The following is a 16,580-nucleotide window of genomic DNA, read 5'->3' on the forward strand; positions in this document are numbered from 1 at the left end:
CACCTCTATTTGTTTTCGTAAAGTCTATTAATTAAATTATCCATACAATATTGACCGGCATTATTAAGTGCCATTTCTTCTCTGGCCTGCACGATATGCAGTAAGAAAACCAATACCGCTGACATGATCAGCGCCACTAACGTGGTATTGAACGCTAAGCCTAAATCTGTGGTAAGTAGCCCTAGCCATTCTCTAATCGCGTCGGTGTCTGATACATCGGGCATATCTGCCGCCGACGATAAGGCTAATGCAATACCCACCACCGTGCCGATAAACCCCAGCGTAGGTATTAACCACACAAGGTATCGCAACATATTAAATTTGAGCTCTATTTCATGCTGCATTAACTCAAGGCTGGAATTCATTAAAGAGTTGGCTTGGTCAGCTGAATTACTGCCCTGGAATTGCAGGATCACCCGTTTGGTGAGCCGTTGAACAAAGAAGTGTTGAGCAACTTTACGCTCGCATATACCGGTATAAATAGGTACGAGATCTTTCGCCCTCAGCATAACGTCATCTTCTTCAGGCAATATATAAAGCTTAAGCTGCTCTAACTCTTTGGCGGAACGATTGTGCCTAACCCACATTTCGCCTAGCCCTATAAAGAACATGAGCCACATTAGGTTTTGTAAGGTAGCGGGAAACATACCACTACTGCGATCGAACAATACATCGCCCACGTTTATTTGACCGGTTTTGGCTTCGCTGACAGGAAGAATTAATGCAAATACGCCAACCACAAATATGGTGATAAATATAGCGACTAAAGCCACAATGACTCGATATTTCTGCTCGTCTGATTCCAATAAATTCATAACGTTTATCAATCCATGTTTCATGTTAGCTATTTACGAGGACGATTCAATTTCACCCGTAGCAGAGTTGCGAATAGGCTTGAATGACATAGGCTCGACATCTTCATTCACGTCTTTTTGCTTTGAAAAGCTAGCCACTGCAGGGGAATTTATAATGCTACTGAACTTAATTTTTTTCGTTCCCAATACGAGGGAATCGGCTCCGTCTATGTAGCCTTGCTTAAGCGGCTTCCACTCGCCGTTTTTATTAAAAAAAGTGCCGTGGGAAGACCCATGATCGGCACAAAAATAACGCCCACCACTGGTAATAGTGATTTCCATGTGAATGCGAGAAATACTTGGGTCGTTTACGCAAATGTCAGCTTGACTCGACCTGCCTACGGTATAGGTTACAAACGCCATATTATTCTTCCAATGAGTAGCGGGTTCGCATGGCCACAATGTCTTTTATACCTGTAGATACAATACCCACCTGCTTTTCCACGCTGTCTACTTGTGAGTCTAATTGCTTTAAATCTTTAACCAGTTCATCTTGGCTACCTTTTTTCTCGCGAAGCTGCGCATTTTTATTTTCAATGAGCTGAGCACTGTCTTTGTTCTGTTGATCAAGTGCGAGGGTTTGCTGTTCAACTTGCGCTATTTCCTGTTTTAAATCGGCAAGCTGCTGCTCGGTGAGTTCGTAGGTAGATAACTCTTTTTTAACTAAAAAAAGCTGACTTTTATAATAATCTACTTCTTCATCTACCCCTTTCACTCGGCTGTTTAAGGTATCCAGTTTTTCCTGCATACTCGCAATGGTTTTTTCATCGAGCCCGCTAACACTTGCCCAAATTCGATCCGCCGTGCTTTGTTCTCTAGGATCAGCAGATACTGCACAGCCCACCACCATTACACTTAACATTACCGCAGCGACTTTATTAAAAGGGTTCATTTCTAAGCTCCTTAGCCTGCAATTAGGCTAGTAAGTGCGGTACTTTGCTCATCGAGTTGTGACGACTGAGTTTGAATAGAGGCCAGCTGCATTGAAAGTTGATTACGCTTAGCCAGTAGCTCTTCATGCGCCTGTTGAGTCTTTGCCTTATCTTCTGTTAGCGACGCAATTTCTTCTTCGCTGTCTTCAAGTGCACTGTCTAAATACACAAGCGTTTCTTCGTACCGAGTTTCAAGCATTTTATTTTTTTCTCGCAGTGCTTTAACTTCAGTTAGAAGTGCTGTTGCCTCAGCAATTTCAGCTTTAGTTAACGATGCTTTACTTTTAAGTAATTCAACCCTATCTTCCATGGTGGTAATATTTAATTTGGTTTGTGCTAACTCGTCTTCACGTGTTTTAATCGCGTTTTCAGACGCTTCAATTTCTGACTCTAAGAACTCGTAATTACTGGCATAATTCATTCGTCTTATGGCTATCGCTTCACCTATGTATTTTCCCAATTTATCGCCTGCTATCCCTCCGATCGTGGCACATCCCGCCATAAGCAGCGTGTTGCCGTTAAATTTCTTATAGCACGCGAATCCTCCAACAATAGCGCCAATAACTTGGCCAACAGTCCGAGCAGTACTGATGTCCTCTTTGCCTAATTCTTCAACTGGCGAACTCACTTCAAATGAGCTGAAGTCCATACCACCTTCACTACTTCCCTGATTACTCTCTGGCGTTAAAGCCCCCATCAAACTTTCTGCTGTATTTGCGCATCCTGTTAAGAGTAAGCATGCAATGCTAGCTGGTACTACTTTGTTTAACGTATTCATCGTTTAAATCCCTATTAAATTGATAGACGTCTTTCAAGTTTGTATTTCGTATGTATCTCGTACGTAGTCTTAACTGCAATCTGTCGGGGTCACCGTGATGCGCTTTTCGAGTAACGCGGTGATTTTAGATTTCTCACTTAACAACGATGCTTCTTGAATAAGTGCTTTTAGCGACGTGAGATAATCAGCTTTATCGTATTTCCCGCGCTGTTGATTTGTACTAATCATGTCGTCAAAGACACTGTCAATTCGGCTTGACGAAGATTGATGACGAGTCACCAAATCGAAAGCTCGCTCTCTGGCTTTGGCTAAATTCTTTTCAATGTTTAAAGTCCGATTTTCAATACCTGAGCGAAGCAATTCTATATTTCGCTCCCCGGCTTCATCCATATCATCGATGTCTTGCATCGCGCATAACATTCTCTTTTCAATAGTATTACTGTCGTTATCCATCTCTGCCTTAGTGACCAAAGAATAGATAATATCTATCTCTTCGTTCACTAATACTTGCGTAGATGCGGTACTACTGTCAGTCGACTGCAAGCCATAAAAGACACCAAGCAACACCACCACAGCCAAGCAAAGTGCGCCAACCCATACTTTGAAACTATTATTTTTAGATGCTGGAGCCCGATGGTGAGGTTGATTTTGATAAGACTGTGGCTCAGCACCATTAGTAGTCGGCCCTGTCTGGTAGCCGGTATTACTGCTCACGGGAATAGGGGCGGAACTAATAGGCCCAGCACTAGAACTTACATTCGAAGTCGGCGGTGAAGTAGCATGTGAGGTTTGAATATGCGCCACATGAGGCGGATAACTTGTCGATGAACCAGGTGTCGAATGAGCCGACGAATCAGGTGAATCTATTCGCGTGGTTTGTTGCTCATCCAACCCAACGCCCGTGCCCTCATAAACATCTGATGAAACCGGTACACCTTGCAGCGCTGCGATAACCTCGTTAGCCGTTTGGAATCGCTCACTTACCCTTATCGCGATCGATTTTTTAATCGTATTAATAAAATTTTCAGAATACTGGCCTTTAACTTCATCAATACGTGTTAATGCAGGGTCTGCTTGCCCTTGAAGCACCCGAGCAGTGCGATCCTCCACACGTGGTGGGTTAGCGTTAAGAACGATACGCCACATCATGGCACCCACAGCATGAATGTCAGTCCATGGCCCTAGTTCACCTTCAGAGCCGACTTGCTCTAAAGGTGCATATCCATAAGTTTGCATCTGATTTTCAGACTTTTGAGTATGACCGAAGTTTTGCTTCGCCGCGCCAAAATCTATCAGTAGCGGGCGCTCATCTATTGAACGAACAAAAATATTAGCAGGCTTAATATCTCTGTGTAAAACACCTTGTTCGTGTATGTATTGCAACCCTTCTAACACTGGAATCATCAACTTTGTAATTTGCGCTTCAGTGAGTGGACTGCCTTGTGCGGTATGGGCTTTGAGTATTTGAGCGAGCTCTTTCCCTCGCTCCAAATTCATCACTAAATACGCCGTTCCATTGTGCTTAAAGAAATCCTTGCAGCGAATAATATTAGGATGGTCATCAAACTGAACAAGCTGCTTTGCTTCATCGAGAAATTTTTGAATGCCTGTTTCAAACTCTATTTCATCAGACTGGCTGAGGGGGTAAACCGTTTGACCTTCGCGGGTAGCACAGTGCTGTGGCATGAACTCTTTGATCGCCACCAAAGATTCAAGGTGTGTATGGCGGGCTTGATAAACAATACCGAAGCCTCCAACCCCAAGGACTGACTCAATTTGATATTGTTGAAGTTGCGTGCCAGCTGGCAACGCCAGTTTGTGTACCTTACTGCTCATTCGTCCCTCTGCAGTGGTAAAATACTTACCTGTATACTCACAATTCTTGTTTTAAATTTTTATCGTAAAATTTTGTTAGATTGTGTGGCGCCTTATAGCGCTAATTTTGGAAACTTTACAAAATACGAAAGCCCTTATCGATCATTTTTTAAACAACCCTAAAAGGTATACACCAAAGAAAATGACGGTGCAATAACTTCCCCGCCCATAATATGTTTATTTTTTAAACGCTAGCCACGGTACGAAAAATGATCAATACTCGTAGTTAGTAGTGAAAAGAATTTGCCTCTTTTCGTCGTTCTACGCAGTTATGAAATATATAAAAAATATATATAAATGCGACATTGACGACACCAAGGACAGGTAAAAATATGAAAACTACATCTCCCCTCGCACTACTCACTACTGTGTCTATCTATCCGATTTACCGGCAACAACCAAACCTAATGTCCTTATCTGCCATCGTGTGATGGATGTTTAGCGATGCATTATTAATAACGCCATTAATCGCTGTGTTGCTTTATGGGAGGGGAATATGCAAAACCAATATCGCGTTTTCTCAGCTAGTCATATCGGCCAGCGAAATGAAAACCAAGATGCATTTGCCGTTTTAACACACTCTAAGTGTGATGAGTTACTGTGTGTGGTGGCCGATGGTATGGGTGGGCATGAAGGGGGCGCGTTTGCCGCTAAGAAAGTTGTTGAAACGTGCAAGGTTAAATGGGAGGAATCTGAAAGTGTTATCGACCCCGACACTTTCCTTAACGAATTAGCCTTCTGTGCTCATGAGGCAGTAATAGATTCTGGAAATGCAAAATTCGACCAAGCGCAATCTCTGGTGAGTGTGCTGTATATTCATTTAGAAAAAAGCATCTACGTCTCTATGCATGTGGGTGATTGTCGAACTATTCAGTTTGCCAATAAAAACTTCATTAAGCGGACCATCGACCAATCTCTCGCGCAACTCCACGCTTTGAAAGGCGACATTTCAGATGATGAAATTGCCTCTCATCCAGATCAAAATAAAATTTATTCGAGTATTGGCGGTAGTGAACCTCCTTCTCCCATTATTGAGCATTATAGCCCTGACGGAGACACTTTTTTGATTTGCTCCGATGGGTTTTGGGAGCTTTTTAATCAACATGCGTTAGGCGTTGCAATAGAAAAAATTGAGAGTGCGGAAGCGTTAGAAGAACTGATAGAACAGCAGGTGTCAGGTAAGACGCACCACGATAATACCACCGCAATTATTGTGAAATTACCTCCGAGTGAAGATAGTTCTTCCATGGTCGTTCCCCCATCCCTTGCCGCGGGGCACCAAGAAAGTGAAGTTGAGGGATCTTTACGTACTGAAGGCGCTTTGCCAGCTGAAAGCTCTTTATCCGCTGAAAGCTCTAAACCCGCTGAAGGCGCTTTATCCGCTGAAGGCTCTAAACCCGCTGAAGGCGCTTTATCCGCTGAAGGCTCTACGTCATCGAATGACAAGAATACATCAACCAAATTAACCACTTACCACTATAAATTTTTGCTAGGTTTGGGAAGCATCATTTTTGTTATCGCTCTGACGTATTACTTTCTAAGTAGTACTGATAGCACGCATGATTTACCTGAGCCCTTGCCCACATCGGGGAAGACTTCTCCCTCTAAGCAGTCATCAGAGCAACCATCAGGACAGGCGCCCGACCAAAAACCTGAACAGACAAGTGAACAAAATAAAACCACGCCTTCTGAACCCCAAGGAAAATCATCAAAAGAGGCTATAGGCACTCAAGCTTCTACGGGCGAATCAGGGAATATAGAAACCCGTAGACAGACGCCTAATATCCCTATATTGAATATCGATGATGCTATCGAAAAAACCGAAGACGTCATAAGGCAAAAAGGAGGTTTAGGTGAAAACGACACGCTTAAAGTCACTACCCGAGGTAATGTTATAGGTAATAGTCAGGTTATTAAATTTCAACAATTTTATAAAGACTTACCTGTATATGGTGCCCAAACCATCACCTTAGTTCGAGATGGCAAAATAGCCAACATAGACAGTAAGACACTCAATGATATCGACATAGATATTTCTCCTACATTATCTGCAAAAGAAGCGGTCATATTGGCTGAAGATGAAATTGGCACTCGCTTAAATGTACTTGAAGCCCCTCAGCTAATTATCTTTAAAAAAGAAGATAGCTATTTACTCATATGGCGAGCAGAAGTCGAAAAAGCAAGTGGCGAACGAGTCATGTTATTTCTAGACAGTACTAATGCCCTGATTGTCGAAGAAATTAGCCTGCATATCTCTGGGGGCCAAGAAGAGATAAGCTTTGAGGATATTGCCTCTGAAGATGAAGCTTCAGAAAATGAAAAAGACTAATTTTTCATTTAGCAAGCGCCGAATAGCGGGCATGTTATGGCTTGGGCTTCTTTTCTCCTTTCAGCTAGAACCCACGCTTGCAGCAGAGAAAATAGGTGTAAATCGTGCACCAAAGCCACTAGAGAACCAATCTATACTTTCTTCGGCAGCTGAAAGAAAAGCCTGGGTAAAAAATGCTTTATCTGCACAATTTAATTTAGATGAACACAACACCCTAGATACAAAAGACCAAGAACAGCTTTTAAATAGCTTTCGTGTAGTGTCTGTTTTCCAAAAATACAACAAGGTTCCTGTGGTGAATGGGGAGTCCCGTTTGCTTTTGAATGAGAAGAATCAGCCGGCTTATGTTCTGGGTAAGCACGGTAATATTTCTTCAACAAGCACAACAGTTCCAATGCTTAGCGAGGCAGATGCACTCTCAAGATTGCAAAGTGCCAAAGAGACTGATGTTGCGTCTAGGTTAGTGTATTGGCCATCGCCAGAAGGTCACCACGTTCTGGCTTATGAATTCGAAGGTGAGTTTACAACTAAATTGGGGTTTGCCCCTTCACAGCGTGTTTTTATTGATGCATCTACCGGTGAAGAGTTAGACCGAATACCTTTATTTCACACTGCAATGCACCGGCAGGTAAATAACTTTGTAGCAGCGTGCAACGAATTTAAAGTTAAATTCCCTCTTATCCCCCCCCTCACCGATCGCGTTGAAGCGCGAGCTATGAAAATGCATGCGCGAACCGAAGGCAGCACCCCAAGTAATGATGCCTCTGTTGAAACTGCATTTACACTATTAGGTGATGCCTATGAATTTATAGATGCCGTACTGGGTATGGATAGCATTGACGGGAATGGTTTACGATTGAACATGTTTATCAATGTGCATTTTTTAAAGGGCATGCCCACTATTCAGTGTTACGGCGATGTGTTCAATGCCATGTGGATGTCGCGGAAACAGTCTTTATATGTGCCAGAGGAAGGCCTTCATTTTATTGAGATTACTATGCATGAACTGGCTCATGGCATAGTTTCAAATGGCAGTAATCTTGAATATTCATTTCAGTCAGGGGCGTTAAATGAATCGATTGCTGACTCCATCGGCATTGCATTTCGAATTTGGCTAGAGCATGCAAATAAACAAACCAATTCAATCAAAATTCCCAGGGAGTACTGGATATTACGGATGCCTTCTGGTCCAGAAAGGGATTTAGCCGACCCAAGTTCTCTTGATTTTGGACAAGGCAGTTACCCCGATCACATGGATGATTTTTTCAGTTGGCCAATTAAAAAAGATCGGGGGGGCGTGCATATAAACTCTTCCATAATGAATATGGCGTTCTATTTAATGGCCAATGGTGGGCCGCATCCACGCCATTCTGGGACGGATAAGGTAGTGGCTATTGGGCTATCCTCGGCAGTGCACATAGTTGCACAAGCAGCATCTAAACTTCTGGTGCAAAGTTCCAATTTTGAAGACGCTCGCTTTGCCTACGCATTGGCCGCAGAGGCATTACATGGGAAAGGCTCAAAAGAATGGATATCGGTGCACCAAGCAATGGATGCCGTAGGCGTATCCGGTGCGTGGAGTATGCCTCAAGAAATTCCAGAAATAGAGCCTGAACCTGAAACTACTCCTATACCTAAACCAGAGCCAGAGCCAGCTCCCCAGCCAGAACCAGAGCAAAAACAAACCGAAACGGTGCCTGCTCCTCCTGCACCTGAAAAAAGGCCTGAACAAACACCCGCCCCTAGTGAAACACAACACGACAATCAACTCATCATTATATTGGTGTTAGGCGGTGTAGGCCTTTGTATTGCATTGCTCGCGCTATTTAAATTGAAGCCTGCTTATAGCAAAAACGAAGGGCCTGTAGGGTATGGCGCTTATATTTCGGCAACTAGAGCTTCATCGACCAGTACTTCAGTGCATGCAAGCCGAGCGTCAAGTCGAACAGCTAATGAAACCACTAGCGGAACTGCCAGTTCAGCTTCTAAGCAACCTGAAAGGCAATCCTCCCCTTCTCTAACGTCGGTGTCACTCGCGTCGCCTTGTTACTTACAATCGCTTGCGGGCAGCCAAAAACTTGATATTTCTGTTGCTACCGCGGCTAAGGGTGAAGGCTTTGTGATTGGCCGAGCTTTGGAGTTAGTGCATTTGCAGCTTAGAGATGAACGAATATCCAGACGGCATTTAAGAATTAAATTAAAAGGCAGCAGTTTCACGGTTGAAGATTTAAATTCAACACACGGTACTTTGCTGGACGGTGAGCGACTCCAGGCTTTTACACCAGCACCCATTAGGCACGGACAGCTTCTTCGTATTGCTGACTTTAGTTATGTTTTCAAAGTAAATTGAGCGAAGCACTGCAAGCGCCAACCTATGTTAAAGAGAACAAAATGGCAGAGTTACAAGCAGTAAGCGTTACCATAACTTCCTTGAGTGGGGTTGAGTCGGAATTTGTCCTGTCGCAAAACGGTGAGTTCGATATTGGTCGTTCTGACACTTGCTATTCAAGCATTAATGCTGAGTTATTATCGCGGCGGCATTTAACGTTGCGCTACACAGATGGGCAGATTTTTGTTACCGATAATAACAGCTCTAATGGCAGCGCTATTGGCGACGTGAGATTGATTGGGGGGCAAACCTATGCAGTACAACTGCCCAGTACTATTTTATTGGCCAATGGCAGCATTCACGTTCAGCTTTCATCTGTTGCAGAGCAACTAGCTTCAAATTCACCACCCAATACACTAAAACCGACTACGTCATCGCCTTCATCGACTTCACATTTAACCGGACAGGGCTTGAATTTGGCGTCTAATTTGGATGCTGCACCGCAAGGGCCTATAACCCACAGCGGATCAGGAAATGACGAGCTTCATCAACTGTTGTTAACCCACGGGCAAGTATTAATTGGTCGTTCTTACGACTGCAATTACGTAATTGATTCGCTACAAGCTTCACGCAAACATGCGTTGCTTACGCTTTCTAATAATCGCATTACCCTTAAAGATCTTGATACAACCAATGGCACCTTTGTAAACGGCGAAAGAATAGCTGGCTCAGTAAACATCACCGCCACTGACGAAATTACTATTGGTACTACAACGTTTGCGATTCAAACCGGAACTGTAGAACTCAAATATGCCATTGTGGCAGATAATATTGAAAAGGTTTATGCCAAGGGGATAGTTGGCCTGAACACCATGAGTTTGAAAATACCCAGTCAGCAATTTATTGCCCTAATGGGCCCTTCTGGATGCGGTAAATCAACCCTTTTGAAAGGCTTAAATGGCGCCAATCCTATTACGTCAGGTGCGATTACTGTTCAAGGCTTAAAGCTTAATAATAGTAACTACAATACCCTTAAGAAATACATTGGCTACGTGCCCCAAGACGATATTGTGCACGGTGAATTAAGTGTGGAAAAGACCCTTTTTTACGCGGCCAAATTACGCATTTCAGACGACGTAACAAAGCAGGAAATCAAAAATAAAATTAGTACGGTATTGGCAAGTTTAAACTTAGATACCGACGCTATCAGAAAGAGTAAAGTGAGTGATTTATCCGGCGGGCAAAGAAAACGAGTATCTATTGCTGTAGAACTACTTAACGATCCTAAAATACTGTTTCTTGACGAACCCACCTCCCCTTTAGATCCCGAAACTATTGAAGATTTTTTATCGTGTATTAGGCGACTAGTGAGTAAAGGCCAAACGGTTATTATGGTAACGCATAAACCCTCGGATTTAGACTATGTTGATCAGGTTATCTTTTTGTCGAAGGGGGGATATCAGACCTACTACGGCGATAAAAACCAGCTGCTTAACCACTTCGAAAAAGACAATATCATTGAAGTGTATTCTATGATGAAAAATCCTAATCAAGGCAAGCGTTGGTACGATCACTGGGTGAGTCAAAACCCGGCTTCTGAACTTAGCGTTAAGCAGGAAGTACTTGCGAATAAGTCGAATACCGCGCTTTTAGGGCAATATTTCTGGCTATGTGTTCGCTATTTTAATATCAAACTTAACGACCACGCCAATTTGCTTCTACTGCTTGCTCAGCCTCTTATTATTGGGGGGTTATTGGTCTTCATATTTAGCAAGTTACAGGTCAGCGTAATGTTTATGATGGCGGTTTCCGCCGTGTGGTTTGGCGTAAGCAACGCTGCCAAGGAAATAGTATCAGAACTGCCCATTTATGAACGAGAACGCATGTATAACCTAAACATCTTTAATTATATTGCATCTAAATTAACGGTACTGTCGATTATTGCCTGCATTCAAGTTGCCATATTCATCGGGATTACTCATTTAGCTTACAGCGGCGGTAATAGCGTTAATGGCATTAGTGAAGAGACACAATTATGGAGTATAAGTAGCACCGCGCTCTTTATGCTGCTGTTATCGGTTTCTGCCACCCTATTCGGATTGTTTCTATCAGCAGTTTTCACTACAACCGAAAAAGTCATGACCTTTGTACCTATCGCCCTTATGCCTCAGATTATGCTTGCTGGTATTATTGCGCCATTAGATAACAATATAAAAATTCTACTTAGCTATTTAACGTTAGGTCGCTGGGGAACGGAAGGGTTTGCCCACATTCAAGATGAAGCCGCTAGAGAGCTAGGTAAATGGACAAATGAAAAAGCCGATATTCCTGCTTCGGTTATGCAACGCGTGTTAACTCCACCCACAACGGGAAACGAAAATAATGCCGCAGAATTCACCACACAAGGCGCAATGCAGCAACTCAATTTATATGACGATAAGTCAGGGATGGTGAGCTTATTTCCTGAAAGTTTTACAGGAGTAATTATTGCCATCACATTGATAAATATATTGGCTTTCTGTGGATTGTTACTTGCACTTCGAAGCAAAGATAAACGCTTTATTTAGCCTTAACTGTTGCAGTGAATTAGTAGCAGAGGATTAGCCGCGAGAAATTTTTGATAGTAAAGTTTGCACAAGAAAATGGCAGCGAGTAGTTTGCGGTTAGCCATTAGCGGCAGTAGTCTTACCTGCCGCTATGATAATCTTAAGCTTTACTCGTTGGCGCTCTACGCGAGCTAGGTTTGCCAGCGTTTGAACGACCTGAACCACTAGGTTTTCCAGAGCCGCCTGGCTTGCCAGAACCGCCCGGTCTGCCCTGCCCACGAGGTCCATTTCGGCTACCTGAACGACGTGCGGGCCTGTCACCTTGGCTATTACCGTTACCATTGCCACCTTGAGATTGGCGCGGACGCTTAGGCTTGTTTGGCTTTTTAGGCGCTGACAATGTAGTTTCTGGTACTTTAGCTTGAGGCTCGAAACCTTCAATAACGTGGCGCGGAAGCAGTTGTTGAATAAGGGTTTCGATATCTTTAAGTTGATCTAGTTCATCAATACTAACGAAAGACCATGCTTGACCACTCGCCCCTGCTCTACCAGTTCTGCCAATTCGGTGAACGTAATCAGCTGGCGTGTTTGGCAAGTCGATATTAATAACAATCGGTAGCTCGTTGATATCGATACCTCGGGCAGCGATATCAGTTGCTACTAGCACATCAATGTCACCACTTTTAAACTCAGACAGCGCCTTAGTACGTGCACCTTGGCTTTTATTGCCATGGATTGCTGCACTGGGAATACGCGCTCGACTCAGTTTGTCTGCAATACGGTTAGCGCCATGCTTAGTTCTACTAAACACTAACACCTGCTTCCAACCATTTTTCTTAATTAGACTAATTAAGGCTGCTGTTTTTTTAGACTTGTCGATAGGCACTAAATGCTGCAGAACGGTTTCAACAGTAGTATTAGCAGGTGCCGTAGACACTTTTTCAGGGTTGTTCGTAATAGTTTGCGCCAGCGTGGTTATTTCAGACGAGAACGTGGCTGAGAACAATAGAGTTTGTCGCTTAGTTGGCAACAATTTAAGAATACGCTTTATGTCATGGATGAAGCCCATGTCTAGCATTCTATCCGCTTCATCTAACACCAAAGTTTCTAGTTGGCTGAATTTCACCGCGTTTTGTTGGTAAAGGTCAAGCAAGCGGCCTGGGGTGGCGATAAGTACATCAACACCTGAGCGTAGCGCTTTCATTTGCGGGTTAATACCCACACCACCAAACACCACGGCGGTTTTAAGTGGCAAAAATTCACTAAACGATTTTACGTTTTCTTCCACCTGAGCCGCGAGTTCACGGGTTGGCGTTAAAATAAGTGCGCGAACACAATTAGATGCAGCGGGTCTGCCATCCAATAAACGGTGTAGCAAAGGTAAAGAAAAGCCCGCGGTTTTACCTGTACCTGTTTGTGCTGCTGCCAGTATGTCTTTGCCTTCAAGAATAATGGGAATAGCTTGCTGCTGAATTGGCGAAGGCGTTGTATAGCCCTGTTTTTCAATAGCTTGTAGTAGCGGGGCAGCTAGGCCCAACTCAGAAAAAGACATGGATAACTCCTGGAAATAAAAATTAGGTTACGCAACGTAACCGGTCTGCGCTGAAGGGTTATCAGTCTGAAGCAGGTGTAAAACGGTAAAGTTCGTAATGTGAAACGCGAGAGGGACTTGCAATAGTAATTATAAAAGCAGAAACAATTATCAAATTAAAATAGTACCTACAAAATGCGGGCGCATATTACCACTGTTTAGCCTCACTCGCTAGGTTAATTTTTAACCTTGATCGTTAAGCTCGTATGCATAGATACAAGAAATGGTATAACGGTGATTCTATATTTCCGTTTTCAATACGTAATTATCGAATTCGCTTGAAAGCGCTTATTCAAAGTTGCGTGCAAAACAGCCTATTATTGACTATCTCATTAGTGAAAACGCAGTGGTTTACACCATTTTGCCAGTAAGTTAAGAGAAAAATCATTTGCAGTAAAAAAGACGGGCTACCAGAAGTAAGGGTAAGCCCCTTACTCTGGCAGCAACTTGTAGAATTGACGGTTTTCTTGACTATTTAACGTCTAGGCACGCATCAGTAATAGCTTGCCAGTTTTTCGCTTCAACCCACTCAGGCTTTGCTACCCACGTTCCACCCACAGCAAAGATATTGCTCATGGATAGGTAGTCTTGGTAGTTACTTTCCGATACACCGCCAGTTGGACAGAAACGTGTATCTTTAAATAGACCACCAACGGCTTTTAAGAATGCAGCACCACCTGAAAGTGACGCTGGGAACAACTTCATTTCACGAAAGCCATGTTCTCTTGCTAATACAATATCAGCAACGGTGGAAACGCCTGGTAATACAGGTAATCCACAAGCTGTTAATGCTGTGAGTAAGCGCTCGGTGACGGCTGGCGTCACTATGAAATCAGCGCCCGCGTCTTTAGCAATTTTCAATGAAGCTTCATCGATAATCGTTCCCGCGCTTACAATCATTTCAGGTAGAGCTGCTTTTATCGCTGTAATGGCTTCGGCAGACTTTTCTGAGCGAAGTACCACTTCTACCGTGCGCAAGTTCGCTTCATACATCGCTTTAGCGATATCTACACCATCGTCTGCGTTATTGACTTGGATAATAGGTAAAAGCTTCTGCTCTCCCATAATTGAAGATATAGAATTCATAGTTTTCTCTGTGTAATTTTGCGTAAGGATCAGGTTAAATTTTTACTAAAGAGGCTATAAGCGGTGGCATCCACAATGGCGCCTTTGTGCTGGATAACAAATCCCGCGCTTTTGGAGGCTTTCTCGACCGCTTCTTTTTGTGACGAATCTTCTAGTCTTGCCCCAAGATAAACGCCGTTGAAGGCATCTCCTGCAGATGTTGTATCGACCACATTCTCAACGGGCGTAAGCGGGACTTGAGATATATCGCCCTGCTGGTTGATAACGGTAACAGCGTCACTGCCATTTTTTATAATCACTTCGTCGAAGGTGTAATCACTTAAAAATTTCAGTGTTTCGTCAATAGTGTCTATGCCATATAAGAAGTTGAAGTCTTCAATACCAGGAAGAATAATATCTGCTAGCTCATAAGCTTTAGCATAGAGACGCTTGGCGTCGTCTTTACTTTTCCACAACGAGGGGCGGTGATTGATATCAAAGACTAACTTAACGCCAGCCGACTTTAATCGGGTTAATAAAGAAAAATACGTCGAAAGGTCTTCTTCGTTTATTATCGCTAAGCTAATGCCACTAAACAACACCATGTCGAAGGCGGTCATTGCGGCAATATCGTTGCTGTCGAGGGTTTGCATCATGCTTTTTGCAGCAGAATCCGAACGCCAATAAACAAACGAGCGTTCACCAGTATCGTCAGTATAGATACGGTAAAGACCTAGGTGCTTCTCTTCATGTCTGCCAATAAATCGTGGATTTATTCCTTCATTGACAGCATGCATGACCATTTCATCACTTAACGCATCCTTGCCAACGGCACTGATGTAATAAACATCATGTTGAGGAAATGTACGTTTCATATAAACGGCTGAATTATACGTGTCACCTGCGAAACCTTGAGAGAGTAAGCCGTTTTCGGCTTCTCTAAGCTCTGACATACATTCGCCAATAAAACCAACTCTCATGCTACACAGACTCCAATTTAATATGCACTGTCTACTTAACGTAGTAGCCGTTCAATCCGAAGGCCAGCGAAAGGTTGATTACAGATAGACTTCGCTTACCTAATCGCCACTTTTATGGGACTATCGTCGATATCGTTCACTGCTATCCAGTATAACTAGATATGACAGCTGTCTCGCCTAATCGCACTGAACCTATACTGATTTCACTTTTTGCTCGCCAACCATGGCCATATAAGCCATTTACGATGTTCATTTTGTGTAAAAGAAATGTCACACGAAAAACACAATCTAACCAATTGGACGACCAAATACAACCAATTTATTTTACCAGAGCAATGACCAGTTATTACCAAGCATGAATATCTAGAAATTTAATCATGCTTTTATTTGTGATTAGCATTGCGATATTTGTCGCACTTTGCGAATAGACACACTTTCAGGCTACAATCTGTGTAACAGCGACGTTACCAATATATGTAAATAAGGTTAAAACATGAAATCTCGCCGGCTTTTCTGGAGTATTGTAGAAAAACTCGAAGACTTAATCGATCAAGGTATATGCCCAGCTGGGAGTCGACTGCCAGCGGAACGAGAGCTAGCACAGACCTACAACGTGAGCCGCCCTACTATTCGTGAAGCAATAATCGCACTAGAGGTTCGCGAACGAGTGGAAGTGAAAACTGGATCAGGTGTTTATGTAATAGCGCAAAAAAATCCCCAGCACACAGTAAAACCTATTAGTGCTTTCGAGCTTACTCAAGCCAGAGCATTGATTGAAGGAGAAGCTGCTGCGTTGGCCGCATCTACGATAAGCGACGACGAGGTGACTGCGCTTAAAAAAGCCTTGTCAGATATGGCCTCCCCCGCTCTTGCTGATGAAGCGGACCAACGTTTCCACCATATTATTTCCCAAGCCACACATAACCATGCAGTGCAGCTTTCGGTTGAAAATTTATGGGAGCTTCGTCGTTCAACACCTGAAATAGTGGCGGCCTATAACGATGTCTGCTCTCAAGGTATTGACCAACGAATAAAAGAGCACACGGAAATTTTCAACGCAATTGCTAGCAACGACACGGCAGCGGCTCGCAAAGCCATGCACAGCCATTTTAACCGTTTAATAAATGCATTATTTGATGCTAGTGAAGCAAGAGAGTTAGAAGAGGTTAAACGCAAGACGGATAAGACGAGGGGCTTATATTCAATTTCTCATCTAAGTAAATAAATCACCTGTCTCGCTTAAATGGTGAAAATCCTTTTGCGTTTAGCACAAACAAAACAGGCTTCTTTCGAAGCCTGTT

The 16,580-nt window shown here is 43.2% G+C and carries 12 protein-coding genes; 4 read left to right on the top strand and 8 right to left on the bottom strand.

Annotated features, from left to right (window positions below; genetic code table 11):
• Positions 1-5 precede the first annotated feature (5 nt).
• From AV939_RS16600 to AV939_RS16620, 5 genes are all read right to left on the bottom strand, one after another.
• Positions 6-815 (bottom strand): MotA/TolQ/ExbB proton channel family protein, encoded by an 810-nt coding sequence (locus tag AV939_RS16600; protein WP_057789502.1) that lies wholly within the window; start codon positions 813-815, stop codon positions 6-8.
• A gap of 33 nt (positions 816-848) precedes the next feature.
• Entirely contained in the window at positions 849-1,217 is a 369-nt protein-coding gene (locus tag AV939_RS16605; protein ID WP_057789500.1) for an FHA domain-containing protein, read from the bottom strand.
• A 1-nt stretch (position 1,218) separates the two neighbouring features.
• On the bottom strand, positions 1,219-1,746 hold the full coding sequence (locus AV939_RS16610; protein WP_057789498.1) for a hypothetical protein: 528 nt from the start codon (positions 1,744-1,746) through the stop codon (positions 1,219-1,221).
• Between the two features lie 11 nt (positions 1,747-1,757).
• A complete protein-coding gene (locus tag AV939_RS16615) occupies positions 1,758-2,564 on the bottom strand; it encodes a hypothetical protein (RefSeq protein ID WP_057789496.1) in 807 nt (268 codons plus the stop codon).
• Between the two features lie 69 nt (positions 2,565-2,633).
• Positions 2,634-4,400 carry a serine/threonine protein kinase gene (locus AV939_RS16620; RefSeq protein WP_057789494.1) on the bottom strand — a complete coding sequence of 589 codons (1,767 nt, stop codon included), beginning with the start codon at positions 4,398-4,400 and terminating at the stop codon, positions 2,634-2,636.
• A 535-nt stretch (positions 4,401-4,935) separates the two neighbouring features.
• Between AV939_RS16620 and AV939_RS16625 the strand changes: the two genes are divergently transcribed.
• The 3 genes from AV939_RS16625 to AV939_RS16635 are packed head-to-tail and all read left to right on the top strand — an operon-like array spanning position 4,936 to position 11,664.
• Positions 4,936-6,768, top strand: coding sequence for a PP2C family protein-serine/threonine phosphatase (locus tag AV939_RS16625; protein ID WP_061997898.1), 1,833 nt, complete (start codon positions 4,936-4,938; stop codon positions 6,766-6,768).
• On the top strand, positions 6,755-9,118 hold the full coding sequence (locus AV939_RS16630) for a M4 family metallopeptidase (RefSeq protein WP_158443223.1): 2,364 nt from the start codon (positions 6,755-6,757) through the stop codon (positions 9,116-9,118). The genes AV939_RS16625 and AV939_RS16630 overlap by 14 nt, the downstream gene beginning before the upstream one ends.
• A 41-nt stretch (positions 9,119-9,159) precedes the next feature.
• Positions 9,160-11,664 carry an ATP-binding cassette domain-containing protein gene (locus AV939_RS16635; protein WP_138118244.1) on the top strand — a complete coding sequence of 835 codons (2,505 nt, stop codon included), beginning with the start codon at positions 9,160-9,162 and terminating at the stop codon, positions 11,662-11,664.
• Between the two features lie 139 nt (positions 11,665-11,803).
• On the opposite strand, the gene AV939_RS16640 is transcribed toward AV939_RS16635, so the two are convergent.
• The 3 genes from AV939_RS16640 to AV939_RS16650 all read right to left on the bottom strand — a co-directional run bounded on the left by AV939_RS16640 (position 11,804) and on the right by AV939_RS16650 (position 15,252).
• Positions 11,804-13,195 (bottom strand): DEAD/DEAH box helicase, encoded by a 1,392-nt coding sequence (locus AV939_RS16640; RefSeq protein WP_057789485.1) that lies wholly within the window; start codon positions 13,193-13,195, stop codon positions 11,804-11,806.
• 510 nt (positions 13,196-13,705) lie between these two features.
• Entirely contained in the window at positions 13,706-14,320 is a 615-nt protein-coding gene (gene eda, locus AV939_RS16645; RefSeq protein WP_013782684.1) for a bifunctional 4-hydroxy-2-oxoglutarate aldolase/2-dehydro-3-deoxy-phosphogluconate aldolase, read from the bottom strand.
• 29 nt (positions 14,321-14,349) lie between these two features.
• Complete coding sequence (locus AV939_RS16650) at positions 14,350-15,252, bottom strand: sugar kinase (protein WP_231701231.1); 903 nt, start codon at positions 15,250-15,252, stop codon at positions 14,350-14,352.
• A gap of 520 nt (positions 15,253-15,772) precedes the next feature.
• Here AV939_RS16650 and AV939_RS16655 point away from each other — a divergent pair.
• Positions 15,773-16,504: a FadR/GntR family transcriptional regulator gene (locus tag AV939_RS16655; RefSeq protein WP_057789480.1), complete on the top strand. Its 732-nt coding sequence runs from the start codon at positions 15,773-15,775 to the stop codon at positions 16,502-16,504.
• The last annotated feature ends 76 nt before the right edge of the window (positions 16,505-16,580 follow it).

This window comes from Alteromonas sp. Mac1, assembly GCF_001562125.1.
GTDB lineage: Bacteria > Pseudomonadota > Gammaproteobacteria > Enterobacterales > Alteromonadaceae > Alteromonas > Alteromonas stellipolaris.

What these genes read in the sequence shown, in the direction of transcription:
- AV939_RS16615 (WP_057789496.1), bottom strand. Translation starts at nt 2,564, where the DNA reads ATGAATACGTTAAACAAAGTAGTACCAGCTAGCATTGCATGCTTACTC.
- AV939_RS16600 (WP_057789502.1), bottom strand. Translation starts at nt 815, where the DNA reads ATGAATTTATTGGAATCAGACGAGCAGAAATATCGAGTCATTGTGGCT.
- AV939_RS16610 (WP_057789498.1), bottom strand. Translation starts at nt 1,746, where the DNA reads ATGAACCCTTTTAATAAAGTCGCTGCGGTAATGTTAAGTGTAATGGTG.
- AV939_RS16605 (WP_057789500.1), bottom strand. Translation starts at nt 1,217, where the DNA reads ATGGCGTTTGTAACCTATACCGTAGGCAGGTCGAGTCAAGCTGACATT.
- AV939_RS16650 (WP_231701231.1), bottom strand. Translation starts at nt 15,252, where the DNA reads ATGTCAGAGCTTAGAGAAGCCGAAAACGGCTTACTCTCTCAAGGTTTC.
- AV939_RS16625 (WP_061997898.1), top strand. Translation starts at nt 4,936, where the DNA reads ATGCAAAACCAATATCGCGTTTTCTCAGCTAGTCATATCGGCCAGCGA.
- AV939_RS16655 (WP_057789480.1), top strand. Translation starts at nt 15,773, where the DNA reads ATGAAATCTCGCCGGCTTTTCTGGAGTATTGTAGAAAAACTCGAAGAC.
- AV939_RS16620 (WP_057789494.1), bottom strand. Translation starts at nt 4,400, where the DNA reads ATGAGCAGTAAGGTACACAAACTGGCGTTGCCAGCTGGCACGCAACTT.
- eda (WP_013782684.1), bottom strand. Translation starts at nt 14,320, where the DNA reads ATGAATTCTATATCTTCAATTATGGGAGAGCAGAAGCTTTTACCTATT.
- AV939_RS16640 (WP_057789485.1), bottom strand. Translation starts at nt 13,195, where the DNA reads ATGTCTTTTTCTGAGTTGGGCCTAGCTGCCCCGCTACTACAAGCTATT.
- AV939_RS16630 (WP_158443223.1), top strand. Translation starts at nt 6,755, where the DNA reads ATGAAAAAGACTAATTTTTCATTTAGCAAGCGCCGAATAGCGGGCATG.
- AV939_RS16635 (WP_138118244.1), top strand. Translation starts at nt 9,160, where the DNA reads ATGGCAGAGTTACAAGCAGTAAGCGTTACCATAACTTCCTTGAGTGGG.